This is a genomic window from Rosistilla ulvae, from assembly GCF_007741475.1.
In the GTDB taxonomy this organism is placed as follows: Bacteria; Planctomycetota; Planctomycetia; order Pirellulales; family Pirellulaceae; genus Rosistilla; species Rosistilla ulvae.
This window is the reverse complement of sequence record NZ_CP036261.1, coordinates 3,586,289-3,606,986: the sequence shown is the minus strand read 5'-3', so window position 1 is coordinate 3,606,986 and position 20,698 is coordinate 3,586,289. Positions and strand designations below refer to the sequence as shown.

At 56.8% G+C, this 20,698-nt stretch carries 18 protein-coding genes; 8 read left to right on the top strand and 10 right to left on the bottom strand.

Going from position 1 to position 20,698, the window contains the following annotated elements; translation table 11 throughout:
- Window positions 1–39: 39 nt before the first annotated feature.
- The 3 genes from EC9_RS12805 to EC9_RS12795 all read right to left on the bottom strand — a co-directional run bounded on the left by EC9_RS12805 (window position 40) and on the right by EC9_RS12795 (window position 3,170).
- Window positions 40–1,323 (bottom strand): sialidase family protein, encoded by a 1,284-nt coding sequence (locus EC9_RS12805; RefSeq protein WP_145345746.1) that lies wholly within the window; start codon window positions 1,321–1,323, stop codon window positions 40–42.
- Between the two features lie 81 nt (window positions 1,324–1,404).
- Complete coding sequence (locus tag EC9_RS12800; RefSeq protein WP_145345744.1) at window positions 1,405–2,058, bottom strand: GntR family transcriptional regulator; 654 nt, start codon at window positions 2,056–2,058, stop codon at window positions 1,405–1,407.
- On the bottom strand, window positions 2,055–3,170 hold the full coding sequence (locus EC9_RS12795) for a sialidase family protein (RefSeq protein WP_145345741.1): 1,116 nt from the start codon (window positions 3,168–3,170) through the stop codon (window positions 2,055–2,057). Before EC9_RS12795 ends, EC9_RS12800 begins: the two co-directional genes overlap by 4 nt.
- Window positions 3,171–3,745: 575 nt before the next feature.
- On the opposite strand from EC9_RS12795, the gene EC9_RS12790 reads away from it, so the two are divergent.
- The gene (locus EC9_RS12790; RefSeq protein ID WP_246106102.1) at window positions 3,746–4,840 is read left to right on the top strand and encodes a lactonase family protein; all 1,095 of its coding nucleotides are present in this window, start codon (window positions 3,746–3,748) and stop codon (window positions 4,838–4,840) included.
- Between the two features lie 22 nt (window positions 4,841–4,862).
- Here the strand turns inward: EC9_RS12790 and EC9_RS12785 are convergent, their stop codons facing one another.
- From EC9_RS12785 to EC9_RS12760, 6 genes are all read right to left on the bottom strand, one after another.
- Entirely contained in the window at window positions 4,863–5,855 is a 993-nt protein-coding gene (locus EC9_RS12785; protein WP_145345738.1) for an oxidoreductase, read from the bottom strand.
- Window positions 5,856–5,907: 52 nt separating this feature from the next.
- Window positions 5,908–6,198, bottom strand: coding sequence for a putative quinol monooxygenase (locus tag EC9_RS12780; RefSeq protein WP_145345736.1), 291 nt, complete (start codon window positions 6,196–6,198; stop codon window positions 5,908–5,910).
- A gap of 91 nt (window positions 6,199–6,289) precedes the next feature.
- The gene (locus EC9_RS12775) at window positions 6,290–7,297 is read right to left on the bottom strand and encodes a zinc-binding alcohol dehydrogenase family protein (protein WP_145345733.1); all 1,008 of its coding nucleotides are present in this window, start codon (window positions 7,295–7,297) and stop codon (window positions 6,290–6,292) included.
- Window positions 7,298–7,453: 156 nt separating this feature from the next.
- Entirely contained in the window at window positions 7,454–8,530 is a 1,077-nt protein-coding gene (locus EC9_RS12770) for an NADH:flavin oxidoreductase/NADH oxidase (protein ID WP_145345731.1), read from the bottom strand.
- Between the two features lie 54 nt (window positions 8,531–8,584).
- The gene (gene nfsB, locus EC9_RS12765) at window positions 8,585–9,283 is read right to left on the bottom strand and encodes an oxygen-insensitive NAD(P)H nitroreductase (RefSeq protein ID WP_145345729.1); all 699 of its coding nucleotides are present in this window, start codon (window positions 9,281–9,283) and stop codon (window positions 8,585–8,587) included.
- A 267-nt stretch (window positions 9,284–9,550) separates the two neighbouring features.
- Window positions 9,551–10,888, bottom strand: coding sequence for a sigma-54-dependent transcriptional regulator (locus tag EC9_RS12760; protein ID WP_145345727.1), 1,338 nt, complete (start codon window positions 10,886–10,888; stop codon window positions 9,551–9,553).
- A 112-nt stretch (window positions 10,889–11,000) separates the two neighbouring features.
- Here EC9_RS12760 and EC9_RS12755 point away from each other — a divergent pair, with 112 nt between their 5' ends.
- From EC9_RS12755 to EC9_RS12735, 5 genes are all read left to right on the top strand, one after another.
- Window positions 11,001–12,608, top strand: a complete 1,608-nt coding sequence (locus EC9_RS12755; RefSeq protein ID WP_145345725.1) for a GAF domain-containing protein — start codon at window positions 11,001–11,003, stop codon at window positions 12,606–12,608.
- 9 nt (window positions 12,609–12,617) lie between these two features.
- Window positions 12,618–12,983, top strand: a complete 366-nt coding sequence (locus tag EC9_RS12750) for a response regulator (RefSeq protein WP_145345723.1) — start codon at window positions 12,618–12,620, stop codon at window positions 12,981–12,983.
- Between the two features lie 380 nt (window positions 12,984–13,363).
- On the top strand, window positions 13,364–13,768 hold the full coding sequence (locus tag EC9_RS12745) for a hypothetical protein (RefSeq protein ID WP_145345721.1): 405 nt from the start codon (window positions 13,364–13,366) through the stop codon (window positions 13,766–13,768).
- Window positions 13,769–14,117: 349 nt separating this feature from the next.
- The gene (locus EC9_RS12740; protein WP_145345719.1) at window positions 14,118–15,575 is read left to right on the top strand and encodes a sulfatase; all 1,458 of its coding nucleotides are present in this window, start codon (window positions 14,118–14,120) and stop codon (window positions 15,573–15,575) included.
- A gap of 114 nt (window positions 15,576–15,689) precedes the next feature.
- Window positions 15,690–17,153 carry a sulfatase family protein gene (locus EC9_RS12735; protein WP_145345716.1) on the top strand — a complete coding sequence of 488 codons (1,464 nt, stop codon included), beginning with the start codon at window positions 15,690–15,692 and terminating at the stop codon, window positions 17,151–17,153.
- 37 nt (window positions 17,154–17,190) lie between these two features.
- On the opposite strand, the gene EC9_RS12730 is transcribed toward EC9_RS12735, so the two are convergent.
- A complete protein-coding gene (locus tag EC9_RS12730) occupies window positions 17,191–18,042 on the bottom strand; it encodes a DUF488 domain-containing protein (RefSeq protein ID WP_218934774.1) in 852 nt (283 codons plus the stop codon).
- A 344-nt stretch (window positions 18,043–18,386) separates the two neighbouring features.
- Between EC9_RS12730 and EC9_RS12725 the strand changes: the two genes are divergently transcribed.
- Window positions 18,387–18,935, top strand: a complete 549-nt coding sequence (locus EC9_RS12725; protein ID WP_246106101.1) for a sigma-70 family RNA polymerase sigma factor — start codon at window positions 18,387–18,389, stop codon at window positions 18,933–18,935.
- Window positions 18,932–20,698, top strand: a complete 1,767-nt coding sequence (locus tag EC9_RS12720) for a FecR domain-containing protein (protein WP_145345710.1) — start codon at window positions 18,932–18,934, stop codon at window positions 20,696–20,698. Before EC9_RS12725 ends, EC9_RS12720 begins: the two co-directional genes overlap by 4 nt.

Genomic DNA, 20,698 nt, shown 5'->3' with positions numbered 1-20,698 from the left:
TGCGAAATGGATGTAGTCTAAAACGGCAAGTCGCCGTTACTATTGAGCGTCTTCGGGAGATGAAAGGGCCAGGCGAAGCAGTGCAAATTCGCGTTGGCGATAGGCGTGATATGCTCGCGTATATGTCAGAATCATTTCCTTGGTTTCGCGGTCCTCCATCAGGTGGACGTGTGATAGATCCAGCCGCCCGCGGTTGGCATCTTCCGGATTCTTCTGGTCGACGACGACCACGCTGGATCGGATCAACTGTAGCGATTGCGGATCGACTTCGCCAATCACCAACGGGAATCGCGGCAAGTTGCCCTTGGGATTTTCGGGCGTGATGTTTCCGCCCCAGAAGACCCGCCCGCTGCTGTGACGCATCAGCACCGACATGCTGCTGGGCGAATAGAAGGAGGTGCCGTCGTCGTAAGCCCAACGCTTTGGCTCGCTCCACGTTTCTCCCTCGTCGTTGGAAACTGCAAACCATTTGCTCGATGCGACCGTGGAGTCGTGCGAATTGCTGCCCCGCATCACCATCAAGATCCGTCCATCGGGTGCCTCGGCGATCGTCGGTTCGATCAAACCGCGAACGGTTTTCTCCGGATCGCCTTTCACTCGCGTCGGCATTCGCCAGGTGATCCGATTTTTGTCAGTCCACGTACCGACCAACGCAACGGCTTCGGTATACGTGTGCGCCCGCGGTGGTTGGTAGAGTTCGCCAGCATCGTCGAGAACCGTCATCTGCACCGGCAACAAGACGCGTCCGCTGTCGGTGACGATCGGCGCACAACCGTTATCGCCGACATAGATCGCGTTTTTTCCGATCCACAGATCATCGAACGGATGTTTTGCGTCGTAGTCTCCCACACCAACGATCGGATCGTCGCACAACCAACTGGCACCGCCGTCGGTCGAAACGCGATAGCGCAAATAGTAAGTCTTCTGCGCGATCGGCGGCTCATTGATTTTGGGATCCAAGTTCGGCGTGTCCAACGCGTTGACGATCGCCAACACGCAGTTGCGATTTGGGTCGAGCGTCGACGTGGTTGGATTGCGGCGGAAGCCGGGCGTCAAGCCTCTGGCAAGCGCGTGATGCGACCGGATCGGACTCCAGTTCTTGCCGTTGTCATCCGACTGCCAGCTGGAGCTAACCAAGCGATCTTTCGCAACGTCGCCATAGATCGCTCGATAGTACGGCGAGACAGCGTCGGTGAGTTCCCGTTTGACGATGGTGACGCAGGGGGGCTGAGCGTCGGCAGCGGGTAGCTTTTCCGTGGACGACAGGACGACGCTAATGGCCGCAAAGATCAGGGTAAAACGTTTGGGGGGCTGAGATCGCATCAGGCAGGGCTTCTTAGGAACGTGGTGAGGAGAGATGGAATCGGCGGAGGTGCGGTTGGGAAAAGTTGCCGGTGGAGGAATTCAGCTGCTGAGTGAAGCGGACATGTGTTTTTCGAGCAGACTGATCGCCGCATCGGTTTCGCCGGCCATGATCATCCGACACAGTTCGCGATGATCGCCGAGGGTTTGCAGCCGTTTTTGCCGTACGGTTTCCAAACTTTCGACCGGCGAGAGACTGAAGATCAGCTGAGCCGAGTGCGAGTACATCTTCATCAGCCGCGTGTTACCCGACAGAGCGACCAACGTCTGATGAAACAGGTAGTCGGCCTCGCAGAATCCGAGTTCCATGTCGGCATCGTGCAATGTCTGCATCGTTTCGCAGAGATCCAACAGCGGCTGAAAGGCTTCTTCTTTCAGTCGCCGTTGAGCCGCCATTTTGATCGCGCCCGATTCGAGCACACAGCGGGCGTGCATCAGTTCTTCGAATTCGAAATCGCCGAGCATGGGAGCAAAGAAGCCTCCCTTTTTTCCAAGCGTCAGCAGACCGTCGTGTTCCAACAGCACCATCGCCTCGCGAAGCGCACCGCGATGCACTTCCAGCCGTTCGGACCATTCGACTTCTGGCAGTCGCGACCCCGGCGTGATTTGGCCGCAGATTAGCAGGCGTCGCAACGCGTCGTAACACTTTTGCCTCGCGGTATTTCGCACGTCGTTCGACTTCGTTTCCGTGGTCATTGCGAAACTCCCGCATCATTTTGATAGAACCAGTCGACGGGAACGCTGACGATCTTGGTGCCGATCTTCAACGGACGCTTCAGTTGTTCAGTCAACCAATAGGCCAGCAGGACGCGATCGTCGACAAAGTGGATCGCGGTATAGCAGAACCATCCCTTGGGATCGGTTTCAATCGCGGCGTTGTGTGTCCAGGTTGCGCCGTCGTCCGAAGAGATGGCCGCGTTCAGTGGCGTCCGACGACCAGTTCCCTCGTTCCAAACAAGCAGCAGGTCGCCGGTCGAAGGAATCCGCTTAATCGACGCCGGCGAGACGGGGCTGCTGAAGTTCCAAGCCTTCATCGGCGAAAAGGTCTCTCCGCCATCTTCGGAATAGGCGTAAGCTTGCGTGCCGATGTTCGCTCGGCACCACAGCAAGATCCGGCCATCTTTGAGTTCGACGACGCCCGGTTCCTGCGTCAGGTAACGGGTGCCGGCCTCGTTGATTCCGTGAAACGTCTGTTTGCCGCGTCGCCACGTCTTGCCTGAATCGTCCGACAGGTAGCAAGCGATGTCGGATTCTCGGGTCCACTTGCCGTCGCGAACATGGACGGCGGCCGGAGCGATCAGCCGCCCCGATTGCGTTTGAATGACGCGGTCATTGTTGACGACAAAATAGTTCGTTTCGTCGGGCATGCAATCGACAGGATCGCTCCACGTTTTCGCTTCGTCGCTGCTGGTCCGCATCCGCAGGCGGCAGTCCATGATCGAGTGCTTTACGAGATAGAACAACGCAATCCGGCCATCGGCTAGCCGCAACAGCGACGCCGACATATCGTTCTCTTTCCCTTCGCGTGGAAAGATCGGTTCATCGTGGTTCGTCCAAGTCTTCCCACCGTCGTCCGAAGTGCAGGCTGTCAGATAGCCGTGGGCGTTGTCCCCGCCACTCTCGCCCAAAAAACGCGAATAGATATACAAAATTCGCCCGTCCTTCAACGTGACGAAGCCCCCTTCGGTGTTGCGTGGATTGTCCGGTCCCGTCGGCAGCGTCATCACGGTTTGTGGCGATTGCGCTAGCAAGTGCGTGCCAAACGAACTGCAAGCAAGCAGCAGAAACAACAGAGTGCGCACATTCATGAGGGGATCTCCATGTGGGGGCGGGGGATGTTCGCAGCGAAATCGAGCAGATCGAAAGGGCTGCGTTCTGTCGCCAATATGAGCCTTTGTTTGGCGACAATCAAGCGATTTTTGAAATAAAGCACTGGCATTGTGTTTCAGTTGGTCGCCTTTCGCTCCGCGAAAGTGCGCCGCGCGAACGCACTTTCGCGGAGCGAAAGGCGACCAACTGGCTCCCTCACATCAATGTTAACCCCGCATATCAGCGATCCCTTAGCTGACGAAAACGCGCTGTGGAGTCTCCATCGAGAAATTGGCGAACCGGCTCCGTGAGCCAACGCCATCTACTATACTTTTTCCTTGGAAGACGATATCTCCCATCGCTCCCCCGTTAATGCGGTGCGTTGAACCGACACGCTTTTTTCTTGCGGGACATTGCTCCCGTCGGGCTACGGTTGACCAACCGCCCTGCCGCCGTTCCACTGTCTGCCCTCTGTGTTGGCTCGACGTGGAAACCACAACTAGCCATCCCACGGTGCCCCATGTTCACTGACTTGCGAATCTCCCGAGCCCTCATCCTTGGAAGCCTGTTCCTGATGCTAACCTCGCCTGCCGCCAAAGCTGGCCAGCCGCTTGTTTATATCTCCGCCTTCACCTCGGGCGAACAAGGTGCGATCCACGCCTTTGAACTCGATACGGAAGCTGGCCAACTGAAGCCGCTGCATCGTGACGACACGCTCGAAAATCCGTTTTTCATCGCCGTCACGCCCGACCACCAATACCTCTATTCGATCTTCGCGCCGACGTTTGGAGGCAAGGAGCCCGAACAAGTCGCCGCCTTCAAAATCGATCAGACGACGGGCAAACTGAGTCCATTGGGCCGCCAGTCGTCCAAGGGAACAGCATCCTGTTTCCTGGAAGTCGATCCGACGGGGAAGAGCGTCGTGTTGGCGAATTACTCCAGCGGCAACGTCGCTTCCTACGCGGTGCAGAAGGACGGTTCGCTTTCCGAACCGGTTTCATTTGTGCAGCACGAAGGTTCCAGCGTCAACACGAAACGGCAAGGCGAACCGCACGCGCACGGGTTTGCGATCGCACCAAACAACCGCTTCGCCTACGCCGCCGATCTGGGAATCGACAAGGTGCTGTGCTATGCCTTCGATCCAGAGACGGCGGAACTGACGCCCAACAGCCAACCGTTTGTCCGCACGCCGCCCGGAGCTGGCCCGCGGCACCTGATGTTCCATCCCAACGGGAAGCACTTGTACGTGATCAATGAATTGTTGAACACGATCACGTCGTACGATTTCATTGCCGATTCGGGCATCCTTGTCGAACGCCAGACGATCGCCACGCTCCCCGAAAACTTCAGCGGCGTCAGCAACACCGCCGACGTTAAGATCACGCCCGACGGACGTTATCTTTACGGTACCAATCGTGGGCACGACAGCATCGCCGCATATCGGATCGCCGAAGATGGCCAGTTAAGTCTGATCGAGATCGCCCCCAGCCTTGGCAAGGGGCCCCAAAATCTGGCGATCACCGGCGATGGCAGCCTGCTGATCTGTGCAAACATGCCGGGCGATAACGTCGTGGTATTTCGGATCGATCCGGCGACAGGCAAACTGACCGCCGCATCGGATCCGATCGAAATGCCCCGTCCTTCATGTGTTCGGATCATCGAACGCTAACGGTTCGCGACCTCGCATGCGATCATGCGTTTACGTCGACGACAACACGTCCCTTGACCTGGCCTTTGAGAATATCGGACGCCAGTTGCGGGACATCGGCCAATTTCGCGGGTTGGATCATGGCGTCCAGCTTGTCCAGCGGCAGGTCGGTCGCCAGACGTTGCCAGCCGATCAACCGCTTTTCATAAGGCTGCATCACGCTGTCGATGCCTAACAGGTTGACGCCGCGCAATAGAAACGGAATCACCGAGGCTGGCATCGCGGCTCCACCGGCAAGGCCCACCGCAGCGACCGACGCACCGTATTTCAGCTGTCCCAAAACGCGAGCCAACATCTCGCCACCGACCGCGTCGACGCAACCGGCCCACGTTTCGGACTCCAACGGCTTTTTCGAGACCGTGTCGATTTCGCCGCGAGGAATGATCCGTGCCGCCCCAAGAGACTTCAGGTAGTCGGCGGTCTCGGGCCGCCCGGTGACTGCCGCAACTTGATAGCCCAGCTTGCCGAGAACGGCTGTCGCGATCGAACCAACTCCACCCGCAGCCCCGGTCACGAGGACTTCGCCTTGGTCGGGCGTCAGTCCATGATCCTCCAACGTCAGCACCGCCAGGATCGCCGCAAAGCCGGCGGTTCCGATCGCCATCGCTTGTCGTGTCGTCAGTCCGTCGGGCAACGGGACCAACCAGTCGGCGTTGACGCGTGCTTTCTGCGAATATCCACCCCAGTGCGATTCACCGACACGCCAGCCGGTCAGAACCACTTTATCGCCGGCGTTGTAACGCGAGTCGTCGGAAGATTCCACCGTACCCGCGAAGTCGATGCCGGGAATAAGCGGGTAATTGCGGACGAATCCATTGTTGGGCTGCATGCACAACCCGTCCTTGTAATTGACCGTTGTGTACTGGATGGCCACGGTCACATTCCCCGCGGGCAATTGATCGATGGTCAAAGACTGCATGGCGACCGAGACGTTCGAATCGTCGGTATTCTCGACCATCAGGGCGTTAAATGGCATGGGATTTCTCCGAGGTGACGAGGTGAAAAGCGGGGCGTTGCTTGAACGCGGGCTATGCGATCTGCGTCATTTCATGCAGCGTGAACGATTCCACAGCCCCTTCGGATGCGGCGCGATAGGCCTGCACATGCTGGCTATTGCTGTGATCCTGCCACAGTTCGCGGGATTCCCAGTTTTCGAAGAACATGAAATGCGTCGGGTGATCGTTGTCTAGGTGCAAGTCGTATTGCACACAGCCTTTTTCCGCACGTGTGGGAGCGACCATCTTTTCTAGTTCCGACTTCACGAAATCAATCTGGTCGGCTTTGGCGTGGATGTGTGCGACGATAGTGAGGTTTGCCATGTTTAAGAGTTCCGAGTGGGTTGAGGTTTTTAGGTGGTTGGATCGACGACACAGTGAAGCGTCGATCTGTTTGTTGAGAAGACGATAGCGACTATTGGAACCCATCGAGTACGTTTTTGCCGATCGCTCGGCCGCTCTCTTGGTCCGCGTGGGCTTGTTTCAGTGTTTCAACGCTGATCTTGCCCAAGTTGTTGTTGACGGTAGAAATCAACGTTCCGTCGTCGATCATCTGCGAGACGCGATTTAGTAGCTGATGTTGGACTTCCATGTCGTCGGTTTGAAACATCGATCGGGCGAACATGAACTCCCAACTGAAGTTCAACGCCTTCGGTTTGCCCGCGTTTATGTCGAGCGTCTGTGGATCGTCGATGAACGCGACATGACCGCGAGGCTGAATCAGTTCGATGATTGCGGGAAAGTGTCCGTCGGTGCCGGTCAGCGAAGCGACATAACGGGGTTGCAGCGAGAGCGTCTTCAATTGCTCGCCGAGCGATTCGCGATGGTTGATCACATGATCCGCTCCCATTTTCTCAACCCATTGAATCGTTTCCGGACGCGACGCAGTGGCGATGACCGTTAACCCGGTAAGCTTCTTTGCAAGTTGGATCAGAATCGACCCGACGCCGCCAGCGCCGCCGATCACCAAAAGACTCTCGCCTTCACCTGCACCTTCTTCTACGGCCAACGAATCGAACAGTAGTTCCCAAGCGGTGATCGATGTCAGCGGAAAACCGGAGGCTTCGGCGAAACCAAGCGACGATGGCTTGATGCCAACGATTCGTGCATCGACGGCATGGAACTCCGCATTGGTCCCCGGACGCGTGATGTCGCCGGCGTAAAAGACTTCGTCACCCACCTTGAAACGACTGACCTCGCTACCGATCTGGCGGACAACGCCAGCCGCGTCGTAGCCGATGATCTTGGTGCCGCTGTCCGGTGTTTGACTGGCACGCACTTTTACGTCGACTGGATTAACCGAGATACCGCGAACCTCGACCAATAGATCGTGAGGCTGCAATTCTGGCGATGCGGCTTCAAATTCGATCAGTGCGTCTGGGGCGGTAATGGGGCCGGCAGTTTTGTATCCGATCGCTTTCATTGTTCGTTCCCTAGAGGATGCGGGCTCGGAGCCCATGATGTGAGGCTGGTCGGTAGTATGAGTCTGCCGCCTATAGCCCCATCTGACTGGTCGTCGATAAGCGGATTAGGTCCACCGGAATGTGGTCTCTCGATTTTTGTAGCCGTGCGTCGCAAGTCATCTCGCCGCGCGAGCGTATTGAATCGGCAGAATCTGTTCAGCGTCGGCGAGGCCCAGTTGCTTCGCAGCGTGGAAAGGCCAATAGGGATCGCGGAGCATCTCACGAGCCAACGAGACGACATCCACTTGACCATCGTCGACGGCCGCTGCGGCCTGTTCCGGTTCGGTGATCAACCAGCTTGCCGTCGTAGGGATGCCGACCTCTTCACGGATACGACCGGCGATCGGCAACATCATTCCGGGGCCCCAAGGGATCTTCGAAATGTCGGGAGTGACAAAGCCGTGGCTGACGTCCAATAGATCCAATCCGCTCGCTTTCAACTGCCGCGTCAATTCGATCGATTCCTCAACGGTGACGCCGCCGTCGATCCAATCGGTGACCGACAGCCTCACCATCAATGGCAGCCGCTCGGGCCAGACTTCGCGAACCGCTTCAAAGGTTTCCAGCATAAAGCGGATCCGATTCTCAAAACTGCCGCCGTACTGGTCGGTCCGCTTGTTCGATAGCGGCGAGTAGAACTCGTGAGCAAGGTAGCCGTGTGCAAAGTGAACTTGTAGGCATTCGAAGCCGGCTTCGAGGGCGCGAACCGCGGCCTGGACAAAGTTCATTTTGACGCGTGCGATGTCATCGAGGCTCATCGCTTTGGGAACCTTGGGCAGGCTGCCGCCAAACGCTTCAGCCGAAGGAGCGATCGTATCCCAGCCTCCTTGGTCCGGGCCGATGTGTTCGTCGCCTTCCCACGGTCGGCTGGCACTCGCCTTGCGACCGGCGTGTGCGATCTGAATCCCCGGAACCGCGCCCTGTTGTTTCATGAACCGGTTGATCTTCGCATACGGTTCGACTTGATCGTCGCTGTAAATGCCGGCGTCTCCTGGGCTGATACGCCCCTCGGGCGAGACCGCCGCAGCTTCGACGATCACCATTCCCGCACCGCCAACGGCCCGCGATCCCAAATGGACAAGATGCCAATCGTTGGGAGCCCCGTCGACCGACGAATATTGACACATCGGCGAGACCACAATGCGATTCCGCATCGTGACATCTTTTAAGGAGTACTTCTCAAACAGTTTCATTTTGGTTCGCTTTGGTTTGGATAGGGTTCGTCTCGGGGATTCACTCCCAACGGTTCAGACTTCGGTAAGGATTTCCGAATACGGCAGTCGGGACTTCGTCAGTTTGGCGTTGTAGTCGGCTTCGGGATCGTGATAACCGAGCGTCACGACAACCAGACTGCTGTAGCCACGTTCGCGCAGTCCAAACTCGTCGTCCAGCACCTTGACTTCGATGCCTTCCATCGGCGTCGCATCGATCCCTATCGCCGCAACGCCAAGAAGGAAGGAACCGATGTTGAGATAGACCTGTTTGTCCATCCAATGTTGAACGTCTTTCATGTCCTGTTTGTGGATGTTGATAAACATGTTGCGGCCGGCGTGCATTCGATCCTTCATCGCCGGATCGGCAGCGAAGCGACCGTCCTTCTCCTCCTGCTGCAACACCCGTTGCAGGTAATCTTCTTCGATGTCCAACTTGCTGCAGAAGACGACAACGTGCGATGCTTTGCGAATCGAGTTGCTGTTGAACGGATAGATTCTGTCGGTCGATTTGGCGATCTTCTCTTTCGCTTCGTCGGACGACGTGAGGATGAAATGCCACGGTTGAGAATTGACGCTCGACGCACTGTAGCGGAGCAGCTCCTTGATCTTCTCCACATCCTGATCGGAGATCTTGCGGCTGGGATCGTAAGCTTTGGCGGAATAGCGATTCTTGGCAAAGTGAACGATGTCGTATCCGGCGGCGTTTCCGTTGGTCGATTCTGTCTGAAGCATCTTTTGCGTCCGGTCTGTTTTCATAGAACAAGGAAAGGGTTGAGACGATCCGCCGTCTGAACCCTAATGTTGCGTGCATCGCAAGATGCGTGCCGTTTATGGTCGTTGTCAGCAGAAAGCAATATTTCAGCGAAATCGCTCGGTGAATGAATCCACCCAATCGCAAGTCGTCCCACGATGTGCCCACATGTGCGCACTCGTTTCGACTTGCTGTCACTGCGTGGACAGTTTTTACAGTCGACCTGCCTGCGTAGGACGTTGCCGTGGCTAAACCTCGATTCCGTGTTGCTTCATCATCCGGTAGAGCTTGCGGCGTTCGACACCCAGGATCCGGGCGGCTGCCGATTTGTTGCCATTTTCTCGAGCGAGCACCTCCGCGATATGTTCCCGCTGCAGCGTCATCAGCGAGCCTTCGTTGGCGGGCGTTTCCGCCGAACCAACCGAACCGAGCGATTGGAATTCGTCGGGCAGGTCTTCGATAGTGATCAGATCGTCGGCGAGGATCTTCGCCCGTTCGATGGTGTTGACCAATTGCCGGATGTTGCCGGGCCAGTCGTATGCCAGCAGCGCCGTCCGCGCTTCGGCTTCCAATTCGGGGCCGTTTCCCAAAAGGTGATCGATCAAAACGCTGACGTCATCACCGCGATCGCGCAGCGGCGGAAGGTGGACTGTCAGCAGATTGATTCGGTAATAGAGGTCTTCGCGAAAACGTCCTTCGGCCACCTCTTCCTTCAGGCTGCGATTAGTCGCCGCAACGATCCGGACATCGACCCGGCGTTCCTTCTCCGAACCGATCCGCCGCATCGACCCATCTTCCAGCACCCGCAGCAACTTCGGCTGCAATGCCAACGGCAACTCGCCAACCTCGTCGATAAACAACGTGCTCCCGTCGGCGACTTCGAACAGGCCCGGCTTTGCCGCAGTCGCGCCGGTGAACGAACCCTGTTCATGACCGAACAACTCGCTCTCTACCAACTGTTCCGGCAACGCGGCACAGTTCACTGTGACCATCGGGCGGTTGCCGCGGGGGCTGCCCTGATGGATCGCTTGGGCGACTAGTTCCTTGCCGGTCCCGCTTTCGCCTTCGATCAGCACCGGCTTGTCAGTCGGAGCGATACGGTCGATCAATCTGAAGACTTTTTGTATCGGTTCGGACTGGCCGATCATCGTCGTTGCCGGACGCTTCGTGCGGTCGATGACTTCGCGCAGCTGCGTATTTTCCTTCCGCAACTTCCGACGTTCCAATGCTCCCAGACAACGACGTTCCAGTTCCGCCATCGGGAACGGTTTGGAGAGAAAGTCGAAGACGCCGCGACGCATCGATTCGACAGCGTTCTCGATCGTCCCTTCGCCTGTCAGGATAATGATCTCCGTTTCGGCGGCGGCGTCGCGGATCCGCTGCACCAGTTCCAGCCCGCTGAGACCGGGCAAATTCCAATCGAGGACGGCGATGTCGAAATCAAGCTTCTCGCACTGGGCGACGCCATCCTGTCCGCGAGTCGTGTGCGTGACGCGGTGCCCGTTCTTCTGGAACCAGCGAATACAACCCGCCGCGAAATCGGAATCGTCGTCGACGAACAATATGTCCAACGCAGTTTTTGCCATGGCCGTCATTGTAAGTCACAACGCGATGTCGAACAGGGCGGCCGGTGCTACGAAGATCCGCCGGAGCCCCTAGAATAGACCGGCCGACGGCATAGTAATTTGGGAATGGACGATGATGAACGAACGAGATCTATTGGAAAGCGATTTACGTGGGCAAACGCGGGTGTTGAAGCGTTTGGCCCAAGGGGCATCGCTGGACGAAGTGCTGCACACGCTTGTTGAAGTCGCCGAGGAATCGCGTCCCGACATGATCGGTTCGGTCATGTTGATGGAAGCGGAATCGGGGACGTTGCGGTTGGCAGCGTCCCGGCGTTTGCCCGATTTCTATCGCACCTCGGTCGACCGCAGAATCCCTGGTCCCCGCTGTGGATCTTGCGGAACCGCAGCCTTCACCGGCAAACGGGTCGTCGTAGAAGATATCGCGACCGATCCGTTGTGGCATGGATTTCGCGATATCCCGGAACAAGCCTCGTTGCGTGCCTGTTGGTCCGAACCGATCATCGCATCGACCGGCGAAGTCCTGGGGACATTTGCAATGTATTACTCTGTTCCAAGGTCGCCTTGCGCGAGCGAACTGGAGTTTGTCTCCAGCATCGCCAGCCTGGCGGCGTTGGCGATCGAGCGGGTTCGATATCAGAGCGAAGTTGAACGCGAGCGGGCGGTGCTGAAGACGATCGTCAACGGAATCCCCGACGCTCTCTTGATGACCGGGTTGGACCGAAACATCACCCACTTCAGCCGCGGGGCGTGCCGTATGTTCCAGTACGATGCGGATGAAGTGTTGGGCAAATCGACTTCGATACTATACGCCGATCGATCCGACTTCGAACGGATGGCCGAGGAACGTTTTCATATCGCGGCCGATGAAAAATTCGAAGCTACCGAGGTCCAATGGCGACGAAAATCGGGCGCGACCTTTGTCGGCGAGATGGTCGGGAAAGTGATCCGCGACGAACGGGACCATCCGTTGGGATTCCTCGCCTTGATTCGCGACATCACCGACCGCAAACGGGCCGAAGCCTGTCTGGCGGAGAGCCGCGATAAACTGGTCCAGGCGGAACGCTTGGCTGCGATGGGGAAGATGGTTTCGGCGATCGCTCATGAGAGTCGCAACGCGTTGCAACGGATTCAAGTTGGCATCGATGTCCTGGAGTACGACATCGAACCCGATTCGGAAGCTCGCGAAGATCTGAACCGGATCCGCCGGGCGAAAAGCGATTTGCAACATATGCACGATGAACTTCGCAGTTTTGCCGGACCGATTCAGTTGGATAGCTCAACGGCCAATCTCGCGGAGGTCTGGCGGCAGGCGTGGACGAACCTGCACGTCCTGCATCAAGGACGGGACGTTCAGTTGATCGAAGCGATCGATGACGTCGATCTCGTCTGCGAATTGGACGTCTTCCGAATCGAACAGGTGTTCCGCAATCTGTTCGAAAACTCGTTAGCCGCCTGCGCCGATCCTGTCCGTATCACCGTCGCCTGCAGCAATCGCAACGACGGCGAACAACGGATGCTTTGCGTTTCGGTCCGCGACAATGGACCTGGGCTGCCGGAAGAGCTGCGGTCTCGTGTTTTCGAAGCCTTTTACACGACCAAGGCGAAGGGAACGGGTTTAGGCATGGCGATTGCAGAGAGGTTTATCACCGCGCATCGAGGGACGATCGAAATCAGCGATCACCCCGACGGTGCCGAATTCCTGATGACTCTCCCCCAATGAACCCTGAACATGAAACGCAGCCTGAGAATTGTGATCGCCGACGACGAAGCCGATATTCGTCAGGGATTTCGCCGGTTGCTGTGCAAGCTGGGCTGCGAAGTGGTCGGCGAAGCGGAGAACGGCCGCGATTTGATCGCGTTGTGCGCGGCGGAGCGGCCGGATCTCGTGATCACCGACGTTCGGATGCCTGAGATGTCGGGAATTGAAGCTGCCAAAGTGCTCGCCAAAGCAAGCGCGATCCCCGTGATTGTCGTCTCTTCTTACGAACGCCCCGACGACGAAGACTGCGCGTTCATCGCCGATTTCTTGCTCAAGCCGACCTGCATCACCGAACTGCGAGCCGCGATCAACAAGGCCTGCGACGGCGCGTTCTAGAGCCCGATCCCACTGTGCGTATTTGGGCACCCCAGCGCGATAACTGTCCATCAACGGGCAATCGATGCGAGTAACTCACCTCCCCGAACCTCGCTTCGCTGGTTCGCCCCTCCCCTGCAAACTTCGTTTGCCGGAGGGTCGATATTGACTATTGTTCCCGTGAGCCAGTATCGGGCGGGCAAATTGAGTATCCATTGGTGAACCGCGCAAGCCAGACTCCCTGTGCACGCGATGGTGCGCCGCCTATTTCCCAATCAGCATCCGATAAAAAACTATCTTTTTGTCACCGCAATCCGGGCAGAAATACGCCTATGATCATGTCGAGTCAAAACTACGTCTAGAGATTCGATATACGCAACGCCAAATACGGAGGTCGAATAGTGGACATCAAAGAAACCGAAGAATTGGAACGGCTGGCGTCGATTCCAGGCTGGATCAGAAACTCGCAAGATGCGCTGGATGCAATCGTCAATGAATTTGGGGGGGAACGCAATAGATTGAAAACCCATCAACTGGCACTGAAGTTGGTGAAAAGCATCAAATTCGATGACCGCGATGGAACTACGCAGTCCGGTGTTGGTCTCCTCTGTATTGATCCGGACGCCTACGAGTTGAGCGAAACGTCGTACCGGCGTGGATACCTTGGTGGTTTCACCCACGCGCTCGATGAGATTTGCGATGGAAAAACGATTGAAGATTGCAATTGCTACGCCAATGAAGAGCTGATCGCATGGCGCTCAGGCGATTGTACCAAACAAGTGCTGCCACCGACAAAAGACTCGTAGTCGGCGGACGAAGCACTTCACCCGCCCGGCGAAGCCAGGGAGGGGCGAAACACGAGCGTCTAGCAAGCGTTTCGGGGAGGGCCCGCCGCTGTATCGATAGCCTGCGATTTACTTCGGACTCCCATCCTCGAACCACGCTTCGCTGGTTCGATCCTCCCTCAATTTTCGTTTGAGGGAGGATCGAAGCCCTGAGTCCACGTTTTTTGCGTCGTACTCTACGGAAGTCCCACTACGCCGATTTCAACCGAGTTGCCGCTATAATGCTGCAGCATTGGGAAAACGCGCGCGTGACGAAACCTAAAGATCTGTAGAAGAGGCTTGGATGGGCAACCAATCGATTGTTTTACGAATGTGCCTCGCTGTTCTGTCGACTGCGGTTTGCACATGGCAGGTTCGGGCGACAGACACGCAGGGTCGCGACCGGCCAAATGTGTTGTTCATCGCAGTCGATGACTTGGCTTGCACGCTGGGTTGCTACGGCGATCTGGTCGCCAAGACGCCCAACATCGATCGGCTGGCAGCGGAAGGGACATGTTTTCAGCGAGCTTACAATCAGTTGCCGCTGTGCAACCCGACGCGTGCTTCGGTGATGACCGGACTGCGGCCCGATCAGATCAAAGTCTACGACCTCGATCGCCATTTTCGCGACCAGCTGCCCGATGTCATCACGCTGCCTCAGGCGTTCCAAGCCGCAGGCTACTTCGCGGCACGTGTCGGTAAGATTTATCACTACAACGTTCCCGCGTCGATCGGAACCGATGGCTTTGACGATCCGCCCTCTTGGAATCGAACTGTCAATCCCAAGGGACGCGATAAGGCCGACGAAGCACTCGTCTTTAATGCCGAACCGCATCGGCAGATCAGCGGCGCGCTCAGCTGGCTGGCCGCAGACGGACGCGACGAAGAGCAGACCGACGGGATGATCGCCAGCGAAGCGATCAAGATCATGCGAGAGAAGAAGGACCAGCCGTTCTTTCTGGGCGTCGGCTTCTTCCGCCCGCACACGCCGTACGTCGCGCCGAAGAAGTACTTTGAAATGTATCCCCTCGATTCGCTGCGGTTGCCATACGCTCCCCCCGGCGATCGCGACGACATCCCAACCGCCGCATTCGCTCACAATTGTCCCGTTCCCAATTACGGGCTCGATCACAAAACGTTACTGCAAGCAACGCAGGCCTACTACGCTTGCGTGTCGTTTGTCGACGCCCAAGTCGGCCGGTTGTTGGACGCAGTGGAAGAGCTTGGTTTATCCGAAGAGACGATCGTCGTCTTCTGGAGCGATCACGGATATCATCTGGGCGAACACGATGGCGTCTGGCAAAAGCGAACCCTATTCGAGCAAGGAGCTCGCGCGCCGTTGATCGTCCGCGTGCCGGGACAGAAGTCGCGAGGTGACTGCCGGCAAATCGTTGAGTTTGTCGACATCTACCCGACGCTGACCGATCTGGCAGCGATCCCGTCACCGCCCGGTCTGGCGGGGCGCAGTTTACGGCCATTGATCGATAATCGGCAGGCTGACTGGGATGGCTTCGCCGTCACGCAAGTGCTCCGTCCCGCGGACGCTCGGTTGTCCGAACCGGTGATGGGCTGCAGCATTCGTACCCACCGATACCGCTTCACCGAGTGGGGTGAGGGAAAACATGGCGTCGAGCTGTACGATCACCAATCCGATCCGAACGAGTTCCACAATCTCGCGGTCGATCCCGACGCGGCCACAACGGCGGTGATCGATCGACTGCGTCCGCTGCTGCGTTCTAAAGCCTCGGGCAAAACACCAACCGTCCCCGTCAATCCAGCTCGGCTGTGATTGTAACGGTCTCTCAAGCGAACCAAATCGCTTTGGAATCGAAACTCGCACTTCGTTCGAATCCGTCGCGCCGCGCAACAACAAGTTCTCATCACAATCAAAAGCTGCCATTCGATGAACTCTTCGCCATCAAGCACATGTCAAATTATGTTGGTCGCGTTTTGCGCCGCGGCGTTGACCGGCTTCTGTCACGGCGACGCGCGTGCGGAACGTTCAAACATACTGTGGATCTATGTCGATGACATGAGCGATTGGATGGGATGTTATGGCGATCCAATCGCGGCGACTCCCAACATCAATCGGCTTGCCGAAGGGGGCGTTCTGTTTCAGCACGCCTACATGCCAGCTCCCGTCTGTTCGACGACGCGGTCGGCTTTGATCACCGGCACGATGCAGACGACGCACGGCTTGCATCAACATCGAACGATGATCAAGAAGCCGTTGCCCGATGACCTGACGACGATCCCCGAGTTGTTTCGCCAGGCCGGGTATTTGACGTTTAACGAGGCGAAAGACGATTACAATTTCGTGCGAGATCGCGAGACAATGTATTCGCCGGAGTTCCAACGTCCGTCGCGGAAACAGGTGAACTCGCACATGTTGGGTCGCGACGCATCGTGGCTTAAACCGCTGAAAGGACGACGGTTCTTCGGCCAGATTCAACTGAACGGGGGCAAGTTCGGTGGCGAGACGGGAGCGAAGTTTCCGACCGAAAGCCGCTTCGATACCGATAGGGTTTCGGTGCCGCCACAATATCCCGACCATCCCGTCTTCCGCGACGCGATCGCAAGGCATTACGAACAGATCGCCGAAACCGACGCGCAGGTCGGTGCCATTTTGGAGGCGTTAAAGGCGTACGACCTGTGGGACAATACTGCGGTCTTCTTCTTTACCGATCATGGCAGTCCGCTTCCCAGAGCGAAGCAGTTTCTATACGAGGATGGGCTGAAGGTGCCCCTGATCGTTCATTGGCCCACAGGCAACGACGTAATCACTCGGCGAGGTAACGTGCGAGCGGATCTTGTCAGCGGCATCGATATCACCGCCAGTACTCTTGGTCTAGCGGGAATCGCGGTCCCCGAGTTCATGGAGGGAGTCGATCTGTTCGCCGAAGACTACGCTCCCCAGCAATACGTGATCTCGGCGAGAGACCGGATGGGGAACGCTATCGATCGGATTCGAACGGTTCGTTCACAGCGGTTTCGCTATATCCGAAACTACGAACTGGATAGAGCCTTGTTCCAGCCACAATACCGCGACAAGTACGCAACGTTTATGACGCTGCAGAAACTGTTGCGTTTGGGAAAACTGAGTCCGATCCAGGCTTCGTATTTCGACGCAGAACACCGCCCGGCGGAAGAGCTTTACGATCTCGTGAACGATCCTCACCAGATCAATAACCTGGCGGAGAATCCCGAATTTAGAGCGGTCCTGGAAAGTCATCGTCGACATCTTGCCGATTGGGAAGAGGCAACCGACGACAAGGGACGTTACCCCGAGAGTCGCGAATCGCTGAAGCGTGTCTTCGAATCATCGGCCGGCAAATGTGTCTCGCCCGAATACGACTTCCTAAAGTGACTCGACGACGTTTTTAATTTTTGCGGCCCGGATGCAATCACAGATTCTGAATCGGCAGCGACGTTCGCTCTGCAACCCGTTTGGCGATCCGCGAGCGGTGGCAGCAGACCGGATCGGCTTCTAAGCAGATGAGTACCGACGGCAGTTGCAGCATCAGTTCAGCAACACGATCGATCGCCGCTGTATTCTCTTCGAGCGTGCTCGTTTCGTAGCGGTCGAACAATGCCTTGCGGTCGTCGATCGTGTCGAGATGTTGCCGCTGATCGGCTTTGATTCCGAGTTCGGGAAGGTGGAGGTATTCGATCTCCAGTCGCCCGGTCAACCGCTGCAGCGTGCTGCGATGAAAGCCGTAACGCCGGGCATTGGGATTGTTACGAACATCGATCACGCGACGGATTCCATTTTCCACTAGGTGGTTCAAAAACGCATCGATCGAGAGCCCTTCATAACCCGCCGTGTAGACCGCAGGATCCGCAGTCGGTCGTTGAGCAAGCTGACGCCGCTTGCTGTTGACCGTATAAGCGGGGAACGCATTGTCGACGTAATCGAGAAGCTTTTCGGTGTCCCCGTCACCAAAGCGTTCCACCAGGCGCGAGAGATCTTTCTGAACCAAATCGTCCGGCGACTGGAATTCTGCGCCGGCGGCGACTGTGAAACTTGCCTCCTCGTCTCGAACCAGAAAGCCCTGGTCGGTCAGCTTGCCCAGTTCCTGATCCAACGCAAATGAAGCTGCCCCGTTTGTGTAAGGGACAAAGTCATAGAACGCGCTGCCGCCGGACGACGGAAATTCGTGGCGCAGCAGGCAGGCCCATGCGGTCAATTCCGCCGGGGAAACCAGTCGGCCAACGGATTGCAATAGTTGGAGAATGGCTTTTTGACGATGGAGCATTGATTGATTTCCCGACAACCTCGTTTCGTGATCATCTGTCCGGTTCATCCTGTTCACTGGTTGCTGCGTACTGGGACAGGGCAGTTGTACTATAAATCGCGAAAACCGCCTTCCACACAAGCGCTAACGCGAATCAATTGCAGCAAAAAAACAACAACGCGACAACGCAATTTGATCGGCTGCGCGGTCAGGACGCCGACGGTACAGACTCACGAAATACATCGTAATTTCAAAAAGTCTAAATATTGTCGTTATCTTGAGAGGTCTTCGGATAAGTCTTCAGAACAACAAATTTTCCATTTGATCGATGATGATCGCAGGCGGAGAAGGGAATGAATTTGGACGTGACATCTCCTTGCGACGAACAGGAAGCCTCGCGTGATGAACGATTTGTCGCGTTGGTCGCTAGTAGCCAAGTACCTCTGCGGGCGTTTCTAAGGACGCTGCTGCGATGCGATGCCGATTTGGATGACGTGCTGCAGGAAACAAATATGGTGCTGTGGCGGAAACGTGGGGATTACGATCCCACCCGCACATTTATGTCTTGGGCGTGCAAGATCGCCCATCTTCAAACCTTGGCATACTGGAAGAAGCATGGACGCCAGTGCCATCAGTCGCTCAGCGAGCCGTTGGTTGCGGAAATCGCCGCAATCTCGGCTCAACAAGCCGAAGAGACCAACGAGAAGCTGGCCCTGTTGCGTTCGTGTGTCCAGCAACTAAACGAAACCCGACGTCGTTTGCTGCAATCGCGTTATCAAAAGCAGGTGTCCGTCAAGCAGTTGGCGGAAGTGCAAGGCCGAACGGCTGAATCGTTGGCGATGGAGTTGTTCCGAATTCGCATCCAGTTGAGAAGTTGTGTCGAGCGGAAGTTGGATGCTGAGGTGGCGTCATGACAGCCGAAACGAACCGTTTCGAAACATTGCTTGCCAAACTGTTAGCGGAGCCGCTTTCGGATCGGGAAAGCAAGGAACTGGACGAACTGATGCTGGGCAATCCGCAGCGATGTAAGGTCTATGCCCAACAGATCTGGTTCGACACGTTGCTGCAGGCGAATTATCAGGCGGAGGTCTCGCCAGCGGATCCCGATTGGCAGATCACGCTCGAGCAAACCAGTCCGGTCCCTGCGGTGGTAACGTCAACGCGTGCCCTGGCTTTTGTTGGAGGTTGGCGAATCCTTTGTGCATTGGCCGCTTCGATCCTGTTGCTCGGCGCGGTCTTCTATCCAAGGATGCAAACCGAACGAATTGTCATCGAGGGAAAGGGGAGTGGCACGCAGACGCCATCGTTGGTTCCAACACAACCGACTGCCGTCGTCGCCGTCCTGTTGGACAGTGAAGATGCGGTCTGGGCCCAAGAACCAATCGAATATGGTGAGTCATTAAGAGCGGGGGATTTCGTCGACATCGATGCTGGATTGGTGCGATTGATCTTTAATTGTGGTGCTGGAGTTGTGGTGGAAGGCCCAGCCCGACTGGAACTGCGCTCGGAATGGGAAGCCTGTTTGCAACGAGGCAAACTTGCTGCCGTTGTTCCCGAAGGCGCCAAAGGGTTTACCGTCTTAACACCCAATATGCGGATCATCGATCTGGGGACAAAGTTTGCAGCGGCGGTCGACGAATCGGGGCACGCCGATATTCAAGTCTATGAGGGGGAGGTTGAGGTCCATTCCCGCACCCCGGCACGAGGCGACAAGCCGTTGCGTTTAGAGGCTTACGCGAAGTCTCGCTTCTCACAAAGTTCGTCGGTCCAGCCGGAGATCAAGGTGGCTGGGGTCGATTCGATGAAACCGGTGTCGGTTCCTTCGCTTGAACAATTGTTGGCTGCCCGAAGCGGTGAATACCCGCCTCGGCAACGTTCCGAAATGCTTGCGATCGCGTCAGCGGTGTCGCCGCCTGCGGGGGCCATTCGAAGCGATAGTTCGATTCCTGCAGGGACGCTGTTGGGGGAGGACTTCTTTCCTGAACCAGCGCCAGCGGAAGGGCAACATTCGACACACCGCTGGATTCTCGATGCACGATTCGCTCGCGTTGTCTATATGGATGAACCACTACGCTGGCAATCGGTGGACGGCGGGGCGTACGCGATCGAAATCGATGGACGCGATAGTGCCTTTCCATCCATCGCAAATCGTCTGCAAACCGAATTGGCAGAACCACTGACCGAAGACTTCTATTTCAGTTTCTTGGGACGCTACGATGGGTTGGACGATGACGACTTCTTTTCATTGTGGTTCGACGACACCGTCGGCAATTCGGTGAGCCACGGTGGACGGCCCAACGTTGGCATCCGGTTTGGCGAGTATTTTGGGCGGATCACCGCGCGCCACGCCGGTTACTACAGCCAGCCGCAAAATGACGCGACGTTCTTTATGGTCGGACACCTGCAGAAGGACGCCCAAGGCCATTTCAGTTCCATTCGATTGTGGGTCAATCCCGCTTCGCCAAAGCTTGGCGCGCCCGACGCATCGGCGCGGTTCGACGAAGGGAATCGATTGAGGTCGATTCCGTATCTTGGAATTCGCATGGGGCTGGATACTGAGCTTCAAGACAAATTTTTGCTGGATCGATTGGTCTGCGGGGAAACGCTCGCAGAGGTGTTTCCCACCGAAACGGTGAACACGCCAACGCGATCAGAACCCGCCGAAGAATCTCGATAA

Coding starts and splice junctions, on each gene's coding strand:
- EC9_RS12775 (WP_145345733.1), bottom strand. CDS start 7,297: ATGAAAGCGATCGGATACAAAACTGCCGGCCCCATTACCGCCCCAGAC.
- EC9_RS12795 (WP_145345741.1), bottom strand. CDS start 3,170: ATGAATGTGCGCACTCTGTTGTTTCTGCTGCTTGCTTGCAGTTCGTTT.
- EC9_RS12740 (WP_145345719.1), top strand. CDS start 14,118: ATGTGCCTCGCTGTTCTGTCGACTGCGGTTTGCACATGGCAGGTTCGG.
- EC9_RS12770 (WP_145345731.1), bottom strand. CDS start 8,530: ATGAAACTGTTTGAGAAGTACTCCTTAAAAGATGTCACGATGCGGAAT.
- EC9_RS12790 (WP_246106102.1), top strand. CDS start 3,746: ATGCTAACCTCGCCTGCCGCCAAAGCTGGCCAGCCGCTTGTTTATATC.
- EC9_RS12730 (WP_218934774.1), bottom strand. CDS start 18,042: ATGCTCCATCGTCAAAAAGCCATTCTCCAACTATTGCAATCCGTTGGC.
- EC9_RS12750 (WP_145345723.1), top strand. CDS start 12,618: ATGAAACGCAGCCTGAGAATTGTGATCGCCGACGACGAAGCCGATATT.
- EC9_RS12800 (WP_145345744.1), bottom strand. CDS start 2,058: ATGACCACGGAAACGAAGTCGAACGACGTGCGAAATACCGCGAGGCAA.
- EC9_RS12805 (WP_145345746.1), bottom strand. CDS start 1,323: ATGCGATCTCAGCCCCCCAAACGTTTTACCCTGATCTTTGCGGCCATT.
- EC9_RS12780 (WP_145345736.1), bottom strand. CDS start 6,198: ATGGCAAACCTCACTATCGTCGCACACATCCACGCCAAAGCCGACCAG.
- EC9_RS12760 (WP_145345727.1), bottom strand. CDS start 10,888: ATGGCAAAAACTGCGTTGGACATATTGTTCGTCGACGACGATTCCGAT.
- EC9_RS12755 (WP_145345725.1), top strand. CDS start 11,001: ATGATGAACGAACGAGATCTATTGGAAAGCGATTTACGTGGGCAAACG.
- EC9_RS12735 (WP_145345716.1), top strand. CDS start 15,690: ATGAACTCTTCGCCATCAAGCACATGTCAAATTATGTTGGTCGCGTTT.
- nfsB (WP_145345729.1), bottom strand. CDS start 9,283: ATGCTTCAGACAGAATCGACCAACGGAAACGCCGCCGGATACGACATC.
- EC9_RS12785 (WP_145345738.1), bottom strand. CDS start 5,855: ATGCCATTTAACGCCCTGATGGTCGAGAATACCGACGATTCGAACGTC.
- EC9_RS12720 (WP_145345710.1), top strand. CDS start 18,932: ATGACAGCCGAAACGAACCGTTTCGAAACATTGCTTGCCAAACTGTTA.